Origin of the sequence: Salipiger sp. HF18 (assembly GCF_011806505.1) — a bacterium.
Lineage (GTDB): Bacteria > Pseudomonadota > Alphaproteobacteria > Rhodobacterales > Rhodobacteraceae > Salipiger > Salipiger thiooxidans.
In genome coordinates, this window is sequence record NZ_JAATOS010000016.1 from 18,110 (window position 1) to 33,044 (window position 14,935).

Consider the following 14,935-nt stretch of genomic DNA (forward strand, 5'->3'; position numbering starts at 1 on the left):
ACCGAACCGATGACAAAAGCCTCGAAGACCCTTTTCGCGCTGCTGACCGGCGCGACCGCACTGACGGCCCTGCCCGCCATGGCCGCGACCCTGACCGTGGCGCGCGGCGTCGATGCTGACGGGCTCGACCCGCAGCAGGTCTCGACGACCCAGTCGAGCCAGATCACCAACCTGATGTTCGACACGCTGGTCACCCTCGACGCGTCGGGCGAGGCGCATCCGGGCCTTGCCGAAAGCTGGGAGATCTCGGACGACAACCTGAGCTACGCCTTCACCATCCGCGAGGGTCTCACCTGCCACGACGGCTCGGCCTTCACCCCCGAGGACGTGGTCTTCACCTTCGACCGCGCCCGCGACCCCGAGACCAAGAACCCGCGCCTCGCGCAGTATGGTCCGATCGAGAGCGTCACCGCCGAGGGCAACGTGGTCACCGTCACCATGACCGAGCCCTACGGCCCGCTCATGTCCTACCTCGGCTCGTTCTCGATCCCGATGATGTGCCAGGGCTCGGTCACCGCGGACGGCGGCTTCGAGCCCGTTGGCACCGGCCCCTTCAAGCTGGTGGAATGGTCGCGCAACGACCACATCACGCTGGCGGCCAACGACGCGTACCAGAATTTCAATCCGCTGATCGAGAACCCGGGCCGCCCCTATGTCGACGAGCTGAAACTCGTGGTGATCCCCGAGGCCGTCGCCCGCATGGCGGCGCTGCGCTCGGGCGAGGTCGACCTCGCCGAGCCCTCGCTGGAAGAGGCGGCGCTGCTCGACAGCGACCCGGCGTTCAAGGTCTACTCGGCCGATCTCTCGGGCCAGCAGGTGCTCACCGCCTTCACCTGGAAGATCCCGCCGCTCGACAACCCCGGCGTGCGCCGTGCCATCGGCATGGGGCTCGACCGCGACTCCTACGCGATGATCGCCTACGAAGGCCTCGTGAGCCCGACCACCTGCCCCGCCGCGCCCGGGCTGATCGGTGTCGATCTAGAGAAATGCGCCGAGTGGGGCGTGAGCTATGACCCCGACGCCGCCCGCGCGATCCTCGAGGGGCTCGGCTACACGCAGGACAGCCCGCTCGAGGTCAAGCTCTCGGTCCACGCGCTGCCGGGCTTCGACCAGATGCACCAGATGATGCAGCAGAACCTCGCCGAGATCGGGGTGCAGGCCGAGCTGGAGACCCGTGAGGTCGCCGCTTTCTTCGACCACATGTCGCAGGAGAACATGCGCACCGAGGGCACCCCGGTAGTCTGGACCATGGGCTACTCGGGCGTCGACTCGGACTACATGACCACCATGTGGAAGACCCCGGGCTTCGTGAACATGGGCCTCGGCGGCGAGATGGACACGATGCTCGACGAGCAGCGCACCCTGACCGGCGATGCCCGTGTCGAGAAGCTGCAGGAGATCCAGAAGATCCTGCTGGAAGAGGGCTATGCCGTGCCGCTGGTGTCGCCGGGCTGGAACTGGCTCTGGGCCTCGTCCGACAAGATCGACGGCTTCAAGACCGGCTTCGTCGCCTCGATCCTCTTCAACGACGTAAAGATCGCCGAGTGAGCGCCCCGCGCACCTGAGGCCGGGCCGGCGCGGGACATCCTGCGCCGGCTCCCCGCATTCCCCGACCGGACCCGCCCATGCTGTTTTACGTCGCCAGACGCCTGCTGACCGCCTTCATCACCATCCTCGTGGTGGTGATCCTCGCGGGCGTCCTGATCCATGTCGTGCCCGGCGACCCGATCACCGCCATGCTGGCGCAGTCGGGCAGCGCCGATGCCGACGACATCGCCCGCCTCACCGCCCAGTACGGGCTTGACCAACCGGTCTGGAAGCAGGCGCTGCTCTATGCCGGCAACGCGCTGCAGGGCGATCTCGGCACCACGATCCGGGGCGGCGAGCCGGTGGCCGAGCTGCTGCTCGACCGCCTGCCCAACACCATCGCGCTGGCGGTGGCAGGGCTTGGCACCGCGCTGGTGCTGGGCATCCCGATGGGCTTCATCGCCGCGGTGAACCGCGGACGGGCCGCCGATTTCGCGGTGATGCTGATCGCCATCCTCGGCGTCTCGATCCCCGGCTTCTGGATGGGGCTCACCTTCATCCAGGTGTTCTCGCTGCACCTTGGCTGGTTCCCCGTCGCCGGCACCAGCGCCCGCAACATCGTCCTGCCCGCGCTGACGCTGGGCGTCGTGCACAGCGCGCTGGTGGCCCGGATGACGCGCTCGGCACTGGTCGACATCCTCAACGAGGACTACATCCGCACCGCCCGCGCCCGTGGCCTGCGCGAGCATCAGGTGCTTCTCGTCCACGCCATGCGGCCCGCGATGATCTCGGTCGTGACGGTGGTCGGGCTGGTCTTCGCCCACCTGCTGGGCGGCCAGGTGATCACCGAGAACGTGTTCTCGTGGAACGGCATCGGGCGGCTCGCCATCCAGGCGATGCTGCAGCGCGACTACCCGCTGGTGCAGGGGTTCATCGTGATCTTCGCCACGTCCATCGTGCTCGTCACCACCGCGCTCGACCTGCTGTACGGGCTGCTCGATCCGAGGGTCCGCCGCCGATGACCGACACCACCACCAACCACCGCCCCCGGCGTCTGCCCGCCGCGCTGCGCCAGTGGAATATCGCCGTGGGCGCGCTGATCCTCGGCATCGTCGTACTGGCCGCCATTCTCGCGCCGTGGATCGCGCCCTACGATCCCTTCAAGATGGCCTCGGGCCCGCGCCTCACCGGCCCCACCGCCGCGCATTGGTTCGGCACCGACGAGCTGGGCCGCGACCTCTTCAGCCGCGTGCTGCTGGGCGCCCGCCTGTCGCTCGGCATCGGGTTCGCCGCGGTGGCCGTGGGGCTGCTCTTCGGGGTGACCTTCGGCATGATCATCGCCTTCTGCCCCGAGCGGGTGAAGGCGCTGCTGCTGCGCATCGTCGATGTGGTCTATTCCTTCCCCGACACGCTCCTGGCGCTGGCCCTCGTGGCCTTCATGGGGCCCGGGGTCGAGAACGCGACGATCGCCATCGCGATCAGCCTGATCCCTTTCTACGCCCGCGTGACCTATGGGCTCGCCGCCGTCGAGCGCGCCAAGCCCTATGTCGAGGCGGCGCAGATCGCCCAGGCCGCCCCCGCCCGCATCATGCGCATCCAGGTGCTGCCCAACATCCTCCAGAGCCTCATCGTCATCGGCAGCATCGGGTTCTCCTCGGCGATCCTGTCGGCGGCGGGTCTGTCGTTCCTCGGGCTGGGCGTGCAGCCGCCCTCGCCGGAATGGGGATCGATTCTCGCCTCGGGGCGCAACTACATCAGCCGCGCGCCGTGGATCCTGATCTTCCCCGGCCTCGCCATCTGCCTCACGGTGCTGAGCTTCAACCTGATCGGCGACGGCATCCGCGATCTGACCGATCCCAAGAGCCGCAGGAGGCGCTCATGACCGGGGCCCTGATCTCCGTCCGCGACCTGTCGATCCGCTACGGCGGCCCGGACGCTACTGCCGCCGTCGACGGTGTCAGCTTCGACGTCAACCCCGGCGAGATCGTGGCGCTCGTGGGCGAGTCCGGCAGCGGCAAGAGCAGCGTCTCGCTCGCCGTGATGTCGCTCTTGCCCGACAGCGCACATGTGGGGGGGAGCATTCTCTTCGAGGGCCGCGACCTTGCAGCCTGCGGGCGGCGCGAGATGGAGAACATCCGCGGCAACCGTATCGGCATGATCTTCCAGGAGCCGATGACCTGCCTCAACCCTGTGCTCTCGATTGCACGCCAGATGACCGAGGGGCTGGTGCGCCACCGCGCCATGTCGCGCAGCGCCGCCCGTCGTCGCGCGCTGCAGGCGCTGGCCGACGTGGGAATCCCCGAGCCCCAGCGGGTGATGAATTCCTTCCCGCACGAGCTTTCGGGCGGCATGCGCCAGCGGGTGATGATCGCAGCGGCCCTGACGCTCGAGCCGTCGCTGCTGATCGCCGACGAGCCGACGACGGCGCTTGATGTCACGGTGCAGGCGCAGGTGCTCGACCTGCTGGTCGAGATCCGCAACCGCACCGGCGACGGCGTGCTGCTCATCACCCATGACATCGGCGTGGTGGCCGAGGTCGCCGACCGCGTCGTTGTCATGCAGGGCGGCCACGTGGTCGAGCACGGCCCGTGGGAGCAGGTCATCCGCGCCCCGCGCGAGGCCTACACCAAGGCGCTGATCGGCGCCCACATGAGCCTCGAAGAGGCCCTCACGGACGGAGGTCTGCATGGCTGACCAGACGCCGGCGCCGGCCATCGAGGTCCGCGACCTGACCAAGAGCTTCCGCGTCAACGGCCGCGATGTGCACGCCTTGAACGGGGTGAGCCTCACGGTGGGGCATGCCGAGACGCTGGGCATCGTCGGAGAGAGCGGTTCGGGCAAGTCCACGCTCGGGCGCATCGTGGTGGGGCTCGAGACCATGAGCTCGGGAGAGATCCTTCACGAGGGCACCGCGATCACCGGGGTCGGGCGGGCGGAGCGCAACGCGCGGCTGGCGAAATGCCAGATGATCTTCCAGGACCCCTACGCCTCGCTCAATCCGCGCATGACCATCGGACGGCAGATCCACGAGACCCTGCGCGCCCACGGCAGCCGTCAGCTGGCGCATAACCTCGCCACGGCGGCGGCGCTGCTGGAACGGGTGGGCCTGCCGCACGACGCGGCGGGGCGCTACCCGCACGAATTCTCCGGCGGGCAGCGCCAGCGCATCGCCATTGCACGCGCGATCTCGACCGGGCCCTCGGTGATCGTGGCCGATGAGGCGGTCTCGGCGCTCGACGTGTCGATCCGCGAGCAGATCCTCGACCTGATGGCCGAGTTGAAGGGCACGACCTCCTATCTCTTCATCTCGCACGACATGGCGGCGGTGGCGAAGTTCTGCGACCGCATCGCGGTGATGCACAAGGGCCGGCTGGTCGAGCAGGGCTCGACCCGGCAGATCATCTCGGCCCCGCAGGATCCCTACACGCAATCGCTGCTCGAAGCCGTCCCCCGCATCGGCCGCCGCCGCTGACCGGCGCGGGGCCGCCGTCTCCTCCCGGCTTGCGCGCAACCGCGGCGCAATGGCAATCGCCCCGCCCTCGTCATGGGGGGCCACACGCGACACCCAGCCCTCGGCAGGGCACCCGGGCCCGGAGATACCTTAACTCGTTCCCCCTCCAGCACTGGACGACCGGCCCCGCGCCTGGCTGGGCAGGGCCGGTGGCAGCCGGTCAGGCGAGGTTGGCTTCGGCGAACTCGTAGTTCGCGAGGTTGTCGAGGAAGTTGCTCACGTAGTCGGGCCGGCGGTTGCGGAAATCGACGTAGTAGCTGTGTTCCCACACATCGAGACCCAGCAGCGCGGTGCCCTCGCCTGTGGCCAGCGGGTTGACGCCGTTCGGGGTCTTGGTGACGCCGAGGCTGCCGTCGGCCTTCTGGATCAGCCACGCCCAGCCCGAGCCGAACTGCGTGGTGGCCGCGGTCTTGAAGGCGGCCTTGAAGTCGTCGACCGAGCCGAAGGACTCGACCAGCCTGGCCTCAAGCGCGCCGGGGATGCCGCCACCGTTGGGCGACAGTGCGTTCCAGAAGTGGATGTGGTTCCAGTGCTGGCCCGCCTGGTTGAAGACGCCCGCCAGCGACTCGTCGCCATAGGACAGCGCGATGATCTCCTCGAGGCTCTTGCCCTGCAGGGCGGCGTTGCCCTCGACGAAGCCGTTCAGCGCGGTGACATAGGCCTGGTGGTGCTTGTCGTGGTGCAGCTCGAGCGTTTCCTGGCTCATGCCGCGCTCGGCAAGGGCTGCGTGGGAATAGCTCAGGGCGGGAAGGTCAAAGGTCATCTCGGGTCTCCTTTCGAGCCGACGCTTGCACGTCGCGGCCCGTTTGGTTAATTAAACAAGCAAGAGCTTTGATAAACATCGGGGACAATATGTCAAGCGATGACTTGGAAAATAAGGCGTGGTCGCCGCGGGCCCCGTCCGAGCGGCTGCTGATGACGCTCAAGATGCAGGGCGCCCAGACCTCGGCCGAGGTCGGGCGCCGGCACGGCATCACCGGCGAGGCCGCGCGCCAGCAGCTCCTGAAGCTGCACGAGGACGGGCTGGTTACCGAAGAGCGCCGCAGCTCAGGTCGCGGACGGCCTTCAACCTATTGGCATCTTTCGGAAAAGGGACAGGCGCGCTTTCCCGACACCCATGCGGCGCTGACAGTGGACATCCTGCGCAGCATCTCCGAGGTGCTGGGCGCCGAGGCGCTCGACCGGGTGATTGCCGAGCGCGAGGCGACGACGCTGGCGCATTACCTCGACGCCCTGTCGGGCTGCGCCGGCACCCGGGAGCGGCTGGAGAAACTTGCCGAGCTGCGCAATGCCGAGGGCTACATGGCGCAGGTGGAAGAGGGCGAGGACGGCGCGCTGCTGCTGGTCGAGAACCACTGCCCGATCTGCGCCGCCGCCAGCTTCTGCCAGGGCTTCTGCCGCGCCGAGAAGGCGGTGTTCCAGAACGCGCTCGGCGGCGGCGCCACCATCGAGCGCGACGAGCACATCGTGAGCGGCGGGCGCCGCTGCACCTACGTTGTGCGGGAGACGGCGGAATGATCCCGGCCCGCAAACGCCGGCACGAGCCGACCACCGACGAGGCCATCGCCGAAGGTCTCGACGAGGCCATGGTCCGCCGCGTCGTGCACCGCTTCTACGACCTCGTGCGCGCGGACCCCCTCATCGGACCGGTGTTCCACGCCCGCATCGCCGACGATCACTGGCCGGAACACCTCGAGAAGATCACCGCCTTCTGGAGCTCCGCCCTGCTGGGCACGCGCAGCTACACCGGCAAGCCGATGCCGAAGCACCTCGCCATCGAGGAGCTGGGCGACGCGCATTTCCGGCGCTGGCTCGCGATCTTCCGGCACACGGTGACCGACCTCTGCCCCGAGCGCACCGCCGCGCTCTTCATCGCGCGCTCCGAGCGCGTGGCCGAGGCGTTTCGCATGAACATCGCGATGCACCGCGGCGACATCCTGACCTTCCGCCCGCCGCTCACCCGCGAAGACTATCCCTGACCGGGAGCCATGGCCCCGATGCGGCGAAGGGCGGAGCCATGGCGACGCCGCGGGCCCGGCCGGTGCCGTCGAGCATCTACACCGAGCGCACGCCGCGCATCGCCTCAGTCCCGGCCCGGATGGTGAACGACGGTGGCGTGAGGCCGAGGCGCGGCGCGGCCAGCAGCATGCGGTCGGCCGCGACGTCGATGGCGTATGACTGGCGGTCGGTCGACTTCGCCCGCACGTCGAAGAGCCGCAGGTCCGAACCGATCCAGCGGAAGTCGGCCGGATCCTTGAGCACGGGCTCGGCAGGCGCGGGAGTGTCCATCGCGGCGGCGGCCAGATCGGCATAGGCGGCGCCACGGCCCGAGGCCTCATACACCGCGGTGCCGGGCTAGGTGGTCAGCTCTGAGGCCTCGACAGCATCGTCCGCGCGGCGGCGCCGGGCCTGCGCATCACCCGGTAGCCGGTGCGGGTCGACATGCTGCCGCCGGTCAGGCCGTCGCCGCCCATGATGGCGAAGGGGCCGCCCGCGGGCGCGATCTCGACCGAGAAGCTCTCGGGCGCGAGGTCGCGCTCCTCGCCGACGATCTGCGCCGTGGCAGTAAAGATGACCTGCCCGCCCTCGATGAACGGGCTGCGCAGCAGCGCCGTGCCGTCCGGACGCAGCTCGAGACAGGCCTCGACAGCAGCAGCCTCCTGCCCACGCTTCGGGCGCAGCGGAAGCATGGTTGCAAGCACCAACGCGCCCGACCCTGCAAGGAAGCCCCCTCGAGACGTTCACCGGCTGCCTTGCGGCAAGGCAACCTTTTCGTCTTCGATCATCCATGTGCCTAGGCCGGGTTTCGGACCGGCGACACCGTTGGGGAGGGTGTGGATTTCCTGAAGCACCCCTAAGCTCTTTTCATCTTGCGGCCCGTCCTGGGGCCGGCTGGGTCGCTCGGCGGCACGGGTGGCCGCCTCTGGCCCACGATGTAGCGGCGCCTACGCACCATGAAAATCCGTGGAAGACTACAGGCAGGCATGAGCGCCGCCCATCAATGAGCCGGGACCCTTTTCAGACGGCGGGGATCGCCCAGGCCTCGCCCGGGCGCAGCGCGCGGAAGCGATCCGGGGCCATGCCATGGGTCTGCTTGGCGGTCTCGAGCGCCTCGAACGGCGCCTCGCGGGACTCGTTGGTGAGCTGGATGGCGCCCCAGTGGTGACCGATGCCATAGGCGGCCCCGCTCAGCATCAGCCCCCGCACCGCCTCGTCCGGGTTCTGGTGCTGGTCGGCCAAGAACCATTCCGGATCGTAGGCCCCGATGGGCAGCAGCGCCGCGCGCAGCGGGCCGAAGCGGTCCGGGATGGCGCTGTAGGGGCGGCCCTGATCGAAGCCGGTGTCGCCGATGAAGAGCAGCGGCCCCGCCCCTCCGGTCAGCACGAACCCGCCCCAGAGCGCCATCGACCGATCCCCGACCCCGCGCGCGGACCAGTGGTGCGAGGGCACGCAATGCACGCCCAGATGCGCCGCCGTGGTCCGGTCTCCCCAGTCCAGCGTCTCGCAGCGCAGACCCGTCCCGGCGATCAACGTGTCATTGCCGAGAGGCGTGATGACCCGCGGGTCATGCGCGGCCTTCAGGCGCCCGAGCGTGGCCACGTCGAGGTGGTCGTAATGGTTGTGCGACAGCAGCACGACGTCGATGGGCGGCAGGTCGTCGAAGGCGATCCCCGGCGCGATCACCCGCTTCGGCCCCGCAAAGGAGACCGGCGAGGCCCGGTCCGACCAGACCGGGTCGGTGAGGATGTTGAGCCCGGCGGTCTGGATCAGCATGGTGGCATGGCCGACCATCGTGACGGTCAGGTCATCGACGCGGTCGGCGGGACGGACCTGCGCCTGAAGCGGCACCGTCGCGGGCCACTCGGCGGGCTTGTTGCCGAACCGCCAGCGCAGGAGGTCGCGAAAGCCGCGGGGCGGCGCGCCGTCGGGGTTGAAGAAACGCGTGCCATCGAAGTGATCGCTCACCGGCCCGCTGTAATAGGGGTTGCGCGGCCCGCGCGCACAGGCGGCAAAGAGTCCACCCACGGCGCCAAGCCCAAGGGTCGCGGCGGCAGAGCGAAAGGCGGGACGGCGGCTCATCACGGATCCCTCGATGCAAACGCGGGAAGATCCAGGCCCCCGGGATCGGGGACTCGGTTCGGAACATGAAATGGCGGCGCTGCGGGACGCTGGCCATTGTCCATCTTGCTCGACAGCCGGGCCGCAGCGCGACCCATCTCAGAACCGAGATAGTGCGCGAGCCGGGGCTGGTCGAGAGGTGAGGGCAGGATGATCCTTCGAAGCCCCCGCCCCAAATGCCTGAGGTCATCGACCGGGCCCGCCCGCCGTACGTCGATTGCGCCCAACGATAGCCCGCGGCTGCGGGGCGGCGCCCTGTCGGCGAAGCGCTCAGGATCACTCGGCGCGCTCGATCCGCACAGGCACCGCGCCGCTCTGGCCGGTGGTCCCCATCTCGCCGTCGAAGCACCCCAGCCGCAGCAACCCGACAGAGGACGAGACGATGGCAATGTCGCGCGACGGGCGGGACTGCGCGATGTGGCCGGTCGTCCGCGCACAGGCGCGCGGGCTTCCGCGGTCGTCGAGCCGACGGGGCAGGTCGGCCACCTTCTCGATGCCGTGGCAATCGGTCAGCGTGAGCTCGATCGGCAGCAGCGAGGCGAAGTCCCGGGACGCGTCGGCGGTTCCGCCGCTTTTGGCCTGCAACGCTCCTGCTCACCGGTTCGGTCGGAGCGCGTTGATCGGCCCGATAGCCCGCGCCGGGCGGCAGAGGCAGAGGCAGAGGCAGAGGCAGAGGCAGAGGCAGAGGCAGAGGCAGAGGCAGAGGCAGAGGATGCCATCGCCACCGGCCATGCACCCCTCAACCCCGCCTCAACCGATATGCCTCGGCAAACGGCGCGCCACACCCCGGCCGCGCGCCGCGCGCAGCGCCTCGCCATCTCACCCGCCGGAATGCGACCCGTGTTCCGTCATCGGCCGGTCGAAACCGCCCTTGCCGTCGGGCAGCGCGATGCGGATGTTCTGCATCATCCCCTGATCCTCGTGGTCGAGGATGTGGCAGTGCATCACGAAGTCGCCGATGTAGCGCTCGTAGCGGGTCCGCGTCTTCACGAGGTAGCCCGGCAGGATGAAGAGCGTGTCCTTCCACGCGCCCTTGAAGCCCGCGTACTGTGGCTCGATCCCGTCCGGGCCGCTCACGTCGATGTAGGTCGAGGGATCGTTCGGATCGATGTCGCAGCCTTGCGCGCCCTCGGCCGAGGGGCAGCCGGGATCGGGCCGGTACTTCAGCACCTCGACGATCTGGAATGGGTTCACGTGGATATGGAACGGGTGACCCACGGGGATGCTGCCGAAGGAGGACAGCGTCCACTCATCGACCCCGCCGAGCGGCAGCACCCGGTCGATCCGCGTCGCCTCATAGGAGGCCGCATTGACCAGCGCGAAGGGGGCACCGTTGCTGACATGGGTCGGCACGAAGGTCCCGATCTCGAAGGCGACCCCCGTGGGGTTGAGGTTGAGCGCGAAGCCCACGGTCTGCTGCCCCGAGACCTCGTGATCCGCGATATCGCGGTGCTTGACGAAGGCGTCGAGCCGGCCGTCGGCGAGATCCGAGAGCGCGGACTCGCGCGCGTCCGGGTCGGTGATCGTCGCCGAGATCGACTGCCCGAGCATCGCCAGCACGTGGTCCCCGCCGCCCCCGCCCTCGAGCGGGGCCTCCGCGGGCGCCACCTCGATGAAGCCGAGGATGGCGCTGTCGTTGTCGTTCACGTTGATGTCCGCCTGCGCCGCGCTCTCGGCATCGACGATGCAGTAGGTGCCTTCCGAGGGGAAGCTCACGAGGATGTCCTCGCGATAGGCGGGCTGCAGGATGACCTCGGAGCCGGTAAGAATGTCGGGACGCGTCAGCCCGTCGGTCGCCACACGCACGAGCTCGATGGGCACGCCCGAGCAAAACTGCTCCACGGTCTCGCCTGCCCTCTCGCGGCCCTCGGAACTGTCAGCCAGCCGGGTGCGCAGCGCCTCGGCGGGCTGGGATTCGACCTTGCGGATCTGCAGGCCGATGGTCTCGCGGACCCCGCCGTGGATGAGCCGCCAGCGCTCGACCCGCCCGGCGACGGCGCCGGGTTGCTCCTGCTGGATGCCGCCGTTGATCGCGGTGTAGCGTCCCGAGGCGGGCCACGCGGCGGGCGTGAGCTGGTCGAAGGCGCTGACCGGGCCGGGCTCGACCCCGCCCACGTCGCCCTCGTCGCAGATCCAGTTGCCCGTGGCCGGGTCGGTCTTGATCGAGCCCACCGCGGGCAGCGCGTCCGGTGCCGTTCCGCCATCGGCCAGCGCGTTCACCTGCGCGCGCGTCCAGCGGCAGGCATAGGCGATCTGCTGGAACAGCATGGTGCGCTCTGGGAAGGCCACGTTGTAGGAGCCGACCCCCGGGCGCGGCAGCACCACGTCGAGATCCCCCGGAAGCGCCCAGCCCCCGGCCCCGAGCACTGGCTGCCGGTTGCCGCGGATGAGCAGGATGCCCGCCATGCCGCTCGACACCTGCGGGGCGGTCGAGCCGTGACGGTGGGCGTGGTACCAGAAGGTGCCCGCCGGGTGGTCGTTGGGAATGTTGTACTCATAGGTGAACTTGATGCCCAGGTTCACCGTCAGCAGCACGTTGTCGCTGTTCCCCAGGGGGCTGACCCAGAGCCCGTGGGTGTGCACGTTGGTGAGGTTGAAGCTCGAGCAATGCGGGGTGTTGTGATCGGCGGGCTCCCCGGTGCAGCGCAGCGGCCCGCCGTTCGCCGCCTCGCCCGGAAGCACCATGTCCCCCGGGCGCGGCAGCTCGTTCTCGAAGGTCAGGCGGAACGTGTCACCGGGCGCGATCTCGACCACCGTTGCGACGAAGGGGGTGTTCTGCGCGACCGGCGCGCCGGTGTCGTCGAGTACCAGCCCCGCGTAGGCGCGCAGGCGCACATCGTCGAAGCCTCGGGGGTCGTCCTCCGGGAAGGACGGATTGCGGAAGGTGCCGTCGACATAGCGCAGGGACAGGTCGTAACAGACATCCGCCCCGAGGCAGTCGTCGGTCTCGATCATCGCCTTGGCCTGCGCGGGCGGCGCGAGCTCCAGCCCGCCGGTAGGCACCAGCCAGTCCGGCGTCGAGGTCCGGGCCATGGCGGCGGCGCGGGGCAGCGTGGCGATGTCCTGTGCGGTGGCACCGCTCGCGGTCAGGGAAAGAAAGACGACGAGTCCGGAAACGGCGTGCAGCGTCGATCGACGAATGAGCTGAGAGCGCATGGCAAATCGGGTCCTCAATCTGAATTTCAAATGTTTCGTGAGTATCCAAGGATCGTCTCACGCGAACGGATTCTCTTCAAGATTGAATGGAATGCGCTATCACACGTAAAAAAAGTGAGTGCATCTGTGCCCGGGACGGTCGGATCCGGGGGCTGTCCGCGACGACCGGAGGTTTCCCGGCGGAGCTGGGGACGGGTGGTCCTATGGGGGCAGACGCATAAAGGGGCGCCATGAATGGCGCCCCTGTGGGATCCTGAACGGATCGGGGTGTCGGTGGTCCGACGGGCTCAGTTGAAGTCGTTGATCATCGACTCGGCGCGAGCTGCGCGGTTGCCGGCGCTGTTTTCGGACTGGACGGCCTGGAACACGGCGACGGCTTCGGCGTTGCTCAGGGCCGACACGTCAGCGTTCGGAGCGATCTTCTCGAGAGCGGCACGGGCGAAATCGCCGGTGTTGTAGGAGCTCTGGGCCGAAGCGGCGCCGGAGAAGAGGGTCGATGCTGCAAGAGCGGCGGCGGTGAAGAGTGCGACGTTTTTCATTTTGGTCCCTTTCAGTGTGCTGACGCACATTCAGGTGCGTCACGAACTTCCGTGTGTTTCGGATGAGAGATATCTGATCCTTTGACACGACGTTTGCAAATCACCGAATGGCTCACGAACGCTCTCGCGTTTGTGTGAAGATGGGATCAACGGGTGCAAGATGAGTCTCATAATATTGCGGAAATATGATATTTCGACCGGTTCCTGCAATCTCGCGGGTGGGAGTTTCCGTGATCTCATGGTTGCAAAACCGGTCGGTTTCAAAAATCCGCACATGACTGTGCAGAATCGCACCTACATGACGATCTAAGGCCAAAATCACGGATTATCCATGAAATAAGACCTTTCCCGCAAAGGAAGACCCGACCATGGCGAGCCCGTGCCGGTTTGACAGCCCACAGCGCGGCGGCGACTCGCAGCCTTGCACCAGCGAGTCCGCATCGCACGGGACCGCGAGAGACCGGACGCGAAAGACGCCGGCCATGGGCACAGGTGTGACGGAAGACGGAACGGCCTCGGCCACCGGATCTGTAAAGGAAGAGGGGAGCGCGGCGACCCTCAGGGAGGAGGAGAGAGGGTCGCCGCTGATTTCCGGGGTTCAGGGAGGAGGAGAGAACCCCAGGAAACTCTGTAGCACATCGCTGCGCCGTTAACGCTAAACTAGCAATTGCTGCGACGCAGCGCAATGGTCAGCACTGCAGACCTGCCCTGCCCTCAGCGCATGGCAAGTCACGGGCCATCAGGCGGGCGCCCGATCAACCGCCGCGATCCAATCGAGGAACACCTGCCCGGGGCCGGAGAGGCGCCGCGCCCCGGTGACGAAATTAGGACGTGCCGAGGCCGAGCTCGCCCTCCGGCCACATCCGCAGCGCCCCGTCGCGCACCGCGCCGCTCGCGATGGAGCGCCAACCCAGCATGACCCCGCGCCCGTCGAGCACCGCCTGCACGTAGTTATTGAAGATCTGCCCCGAGAGGCGCGCCCGCGGGATGCCCCGGGCGCGAAGGTAGTCCTCCCACCCCGCCCAGTGCTGGTTGTGCGGGCTGCGCACATGGATGAGCGGCGCCCGGTCGAGACCCACGCCCTCGGCCTGCAACCGCTCCAGCTGGGCGGGCGCGGCCACCGGGCAGATCCGCTCGTCGAAGAGCTTCAGCGTCGTGCCCTCGCGCCAGCCGCAGGTGCCGTAGCGGATGGCGATGCCGATACCAGGCGAAAGATGCGGGAGGTCGGTCGCGGGGGCCTGCACGTTTACCGTCATCTCCGGATGCGCGGCGTAGAACTCGGGCAACCCCGAGATCGACACCTTCATCGCCTTCGGGCAGGAGCCGCGCGCCCACCTGAAGACCGAACCGCTGTTCGCAGTCGGGTTCACCCTGCTTTGCAGCCCCGCCTATCTCGGCCGGTTCGAGAACTTCAACGACCTCGGGATCCTCAAGGAAGCGACGCTTCTGCACATGTGCGAGGCTCTGCTGCACAAATCGCGTGAGCGATTCATCTTGTGAATCCAGTATGGTAGCTGGGTTCCATGAGCCAACCTATCCCCCCGGCCTACAAGACCAGGAATTCGCCGGCCTGCAATGAAGCGCCCAAGCGCCGTGGCCCTCTGACGATCCGTTGACCGGCAGTGCATTGCGCAGCAATGTCACGATAGGTTGGTTTGACCCCGAGATGATTTAGGATGCCACGCCGACTGGCAGGCGTGGCCGACAACAGACCCACAGCGATACCGCCAGTCAAACTTTCCTGACGATGAAGGTGCTGTTCGGCATGGCTTTGCAGCAGACGACCGGTTTCGTCGAGAGCCCGCTTTCTCTAATCGGTCTGAACTGGGTGGTGCCAGACTTCAGCACGCTGTCCCGCCGCCGGCATGATGCCGATGGTCGGCGCCGATGACGCCTATGTCGCCAGCGGCAAGAGCTTCTTCACCGTCGACACCCGCATCCGCCATCTCGACGAGGTGCACCGCGGCGCGGTGCTCACCTCGACGACGCAGATGCTCGAAGGGGCAGGCAAGAAGATGAAGCTCTTTCACCGCATTCTGCAGGAAGACGGCAGCCTTGCGGCCACCATCGAAACGCTCATGCT

16 protein-coding genes and 1 pseudogene are annotated in these 14,935 nt (G+C 67.9%); 9 read left to right on the forward strand and 8 right to left on the reverse strand.

The features are described 5' to 3' along the window. Positions 1-9: 9 nt before the first annotated feature. The 5 genes from HC022_RS03770 (at position 10) to HC022_RS03790 (ending at position 4,999) form a co-directional block, all read left to right on the forward strand. Positions 10-1,548, forward strand: coding sequence for an ABC transporter substrate-binding protein (locus HC022_RS03770; protein WP_167451395.1), 1,539 nt, complete (start codon positions 10-12; stop codon positions 1,546-1,548). Between the two features lie 77 nt (positions 1,549-1,625). Then, on the forward strand, positions 1,626-2,549 hold the full coding sequence (locus tag HC022_RS03775) for an ABC transporter permease (RefSeq protein ID WP_008888178.1): 924 nt from the start codon (positions 1,626-1,628) through the stop codon (positions 2,547-2,549). Further along, positions 2,546-3,409, forward strand: coding sequence for an ABC transporter permease (locus HC022_RS03780; protein WP_167451396.1), 864 nt, complete (start codon positions 2,546-2,548; stop codon positions 3,407-3,409). Before HC022_RS03775 ends, HC022_RS03780 begins: the two co-directional genes overlap by 4 nt. Next, the gene (locus HC022_RS03785; protein ID WP_167451397.1) at positions 3,406-4,221 is read left to right on the forward strand and encodes an ABC transporter ATP-binding protein; all 816 of its coding nucleotides are present in this window, start codon (positions 3,406-3,408) and stop codon (positions 4,219-4,221) included. The genes HC022_RS03780 and HC022_RS03785 overlap by 4 nt, the downstream gene beginning before the upstream one ends. Next, entirely contained in the window at positions 4,214-4,999 is a 786-nt protein-coding gene (locus HC022_RS03790) for an ABC transporter ATP-binding protein (protein WP_167451398.1), read from the forward strand. The genes HC022_RS03785 and HC022_RS03790 overlap by 8 nt, the downstream gene beginning before the upstream one ends. 199 nt (positions 5,000-5,198) lie before the next feature. Here the strand turns inward: HC022_RS03790 and HC022_RS03795 are convergent, their stop codons facing one another. Further along, positions 5,199-5,801, reverse strand: a complete 603-nt coding sequence (locus HC022_RS03795) for a superoxide dismutase (protein WP_008888068.1) — start codon at positions 5,799-5,801, stop codon at positions 5,199-5,201. Between the two features lie 104 nt (positions 5,802-5,905). Here HC022_RS03795 and HC022_RS03800 point away from each other — a divergent pair, with 104 nt between their 5' ends. Continuing rightward, on the forward strand, positions 5,906-6,556 hold the full coding sequence (locus tag HC022_RS03800; RefSeq protein ID WP_254884917.1) for a metalloregulator ArsR/SmtB family transcription factor: 651 nt from the start codon (positions 5,906-5,908) through the stop codon (positions 6,554-6,556). Beyond that, complete coding sequence (locus tag HC022_RS03805; RefSeq protein ID WP_089959526.1) at positions 6,553-7,017, forward strand: group III truncated hemoglobin; 465 nt, start codon at positions 6,553-6,555, stop codon at positions 7,015-7,017. The genes HC022_RS03800 and HC022_RS03805 overlap by 4 nt, the downstream gene beginning before the upstream one ends. Before the next feature lie 76 nt (positions 7,018-7,093). Here the strand turns inward: HC022_RS03805 and HC022_RS03810 are convergent, their stop codons facing one another. The 7 genes from HC022_RS03810 to HC022_RS03840 all read right to left on the reverse strand — a co-directional run bounded on the left by HC022_RS03810 (position 7,094) and on the right by HC022_RS03840 (position 14,159). Beyond that, on the reverse strand, positions 7,094-7,381 hold the full coding sequence (locus HC022_RS03810; protein ID WP_167451400.1) for a hypothetical protein: 288 nt from the start codon (positions 7,379-7,381) through the stop codon (positions 7,094-7,096). Positions 7,382-7,401: 20 nt separating this feature from the next. Continuing rightward, entirely contained in the window at positions 7,402-7,728 is a 327-nt protein-coding gene (locus tag HC022_RS03815; RefSeq protein WP_167451401.1) for a hypothetical protein, read from the reverse strand. Between the two features lie 328 nt (positions 7,729-8,056). Beyond that, complete coding sequence (locus tag HC022_RS03820; protein WP_175583442.1) at positions 8,057-9,118, reverse strand: MBL fold metallo-hydrolase; 1,062 nt, start codon at positions 9,116-9,118, stop codon at positions 8,057-8,059. Positions 9,119-9,433: 315 nt separating this feature from the next. Beyond that, positions 9,434-9,742, reverse strand: coding sequence for a cyclophilin-like fold protein (locus HC022_RS03825; protein ID WP_167451402.1), 309 nt, complete (start codon positions 9,740-9,742; stop codon positions 9,434-9,436). A gap of 234 nt (positions 9,743-9,976) precedes the next feature. Then, entirely contained in the window at positions 9,977-12,313 is a 2,337-nt protein-coding gene (locus HC022_RS03830; protein ID WP_167451403.1) for a multicopper oxidase family protein, read from the reverse strand. A gap of 287 nt (positions 12,314-12,600) precedes the next feature. Next, complete coding sequence (locus HC022_RS03835; RefSeq protein WP_008888196.1) at positions 12,601-12,852, reverse strand: hypothetical protein; 252 nt, start codon at positions 12,850-12,852, stop codon at positions 12,601-12,603. A gap of 824 nt (positions 12,853-13,676) precedes the next feature. Continuing rightward, on the reverse strand, positions 13,677-14,159 hold the full coding sequence (locus HC022_RS03840) for a LysR substrate-binding domain-containing protein (RefSeq protein ID WP_254884918.1): 483 nt from the start codon (positions 14,157-14,159) through the stop codon (positions 13,677-13,679). Between the two features lie 216 nt (positions 14,160-14,375). On the opposite strand from HC022_RS03840, the pseudogene HC022_RS03845 reads away from it, so the two are divergent. Both HC022_RS03845 and HC022_RS03850 read left to right on the forward strand, forming a co-directional pair. After that, a pseudogene (locus HC022_RS03845) lies at positions 14,376-14,710 on the forward strand (transposase); the annotation flags it as partial. A 16-nt stretch (positions 14,711-14,726) separates the two neighbouring features. After that, on the forward strand, positions 14,727-14,935 hold a 209-nt coding region (locus tag HC022_RS03850), incomplete at its 3' end, for a thioesterase family protein (RefSeq protein ID WP_303049046.1).

Excerpts from the sequence above, each read along its gene's own strand:
- HC022_RS03770 (WP_167451395.1), top strand. The coding sequence starts at position 10 with ATGACAAAAGCCTCGAAGACCCTTTTCGCGCTGCTGACCGGCGCGACC.
- HC022_RS03785 (WP_167451397.1), top strand. The coding sequence starts at position 3,406 with ATGACCGGGGCCCTGATCTCCGTCCGCGACCTGTCGATCCGCTACGGC.
- HC022_RS03840 (WP_254884918.1), bottom strand. The coding sequence starts at position 14,159 with ATGAAGGTGTCGATCTCGGGGTTGCCCGAGTTCTACGCCGCGCATCCG.
- HC022_RS03780 (WP_167451396.1), top strand. The coding sequence starts at position 2,546 with ATGACCGACACCACCACCAACCACCGCCCCCGGCGTCTGCCCGCCGCG.
- HC022_RS03830 (WP_167451403.1), bottom strand. The coding sequence starts at position 12,313 with ATGCGCTCTCAGCTCATTCGTCGATCGACGCTGCACGCCGTTTCCGGA.
- HC022_RS03815 (WP_167451401.1), bottom strand. The coding sequence starts at position 7,728 with ATGCTTCCGCTGCGCCCGAAGCGTGGGCAGGAGGCTGCTGCTGTCGAG.
- HC022_RS03820 (WP_175583442.1), bottom strand. The coding sequence starts at position 9,118 with ATGAGCCGCCGTCCCGCCTTTCGCTCTGCCGCCGCGACCCTTGGGCTT.
- HC022_RS03805 (WP_089959526.1), top strand. The coding sequence starts at position 6,553 with ATGATCCCGGCCCGCAAACGCCGGCACGAGCCGACCACCGACGAGGCC.
- HC022_RS03835 (WP_008888196.1), bottom strand. The coding sequence starts at position 12,852 with ATGAAAAACGTCGCACTCTTCACCGCCGCCGCTCTTGCAGCATCGACC.
- HC022_RS03790 (WP_167451398.1), top strand. The coding sequence starts at position 4,214 with ATGGCTGACCAGACGCCGGCGCCGGCCATCGAGGTCCGCGACCTGACC.
- HC022_RS03775 (WP_008888178.1), top strand. The coding sequence starts at position 1,626 with ATGCTGTTTTACGTCGCCAGACGCCTGCTGACCGCCTTCATCACCATC.
- HC022_RS03795 (WP_008888068.1), bottom strand. The coding sequence starts at position 5,801 with ATGACCTTTGACCTTCCCGCCCTGAGCTATTCCCACGCAGCCCTTGCC.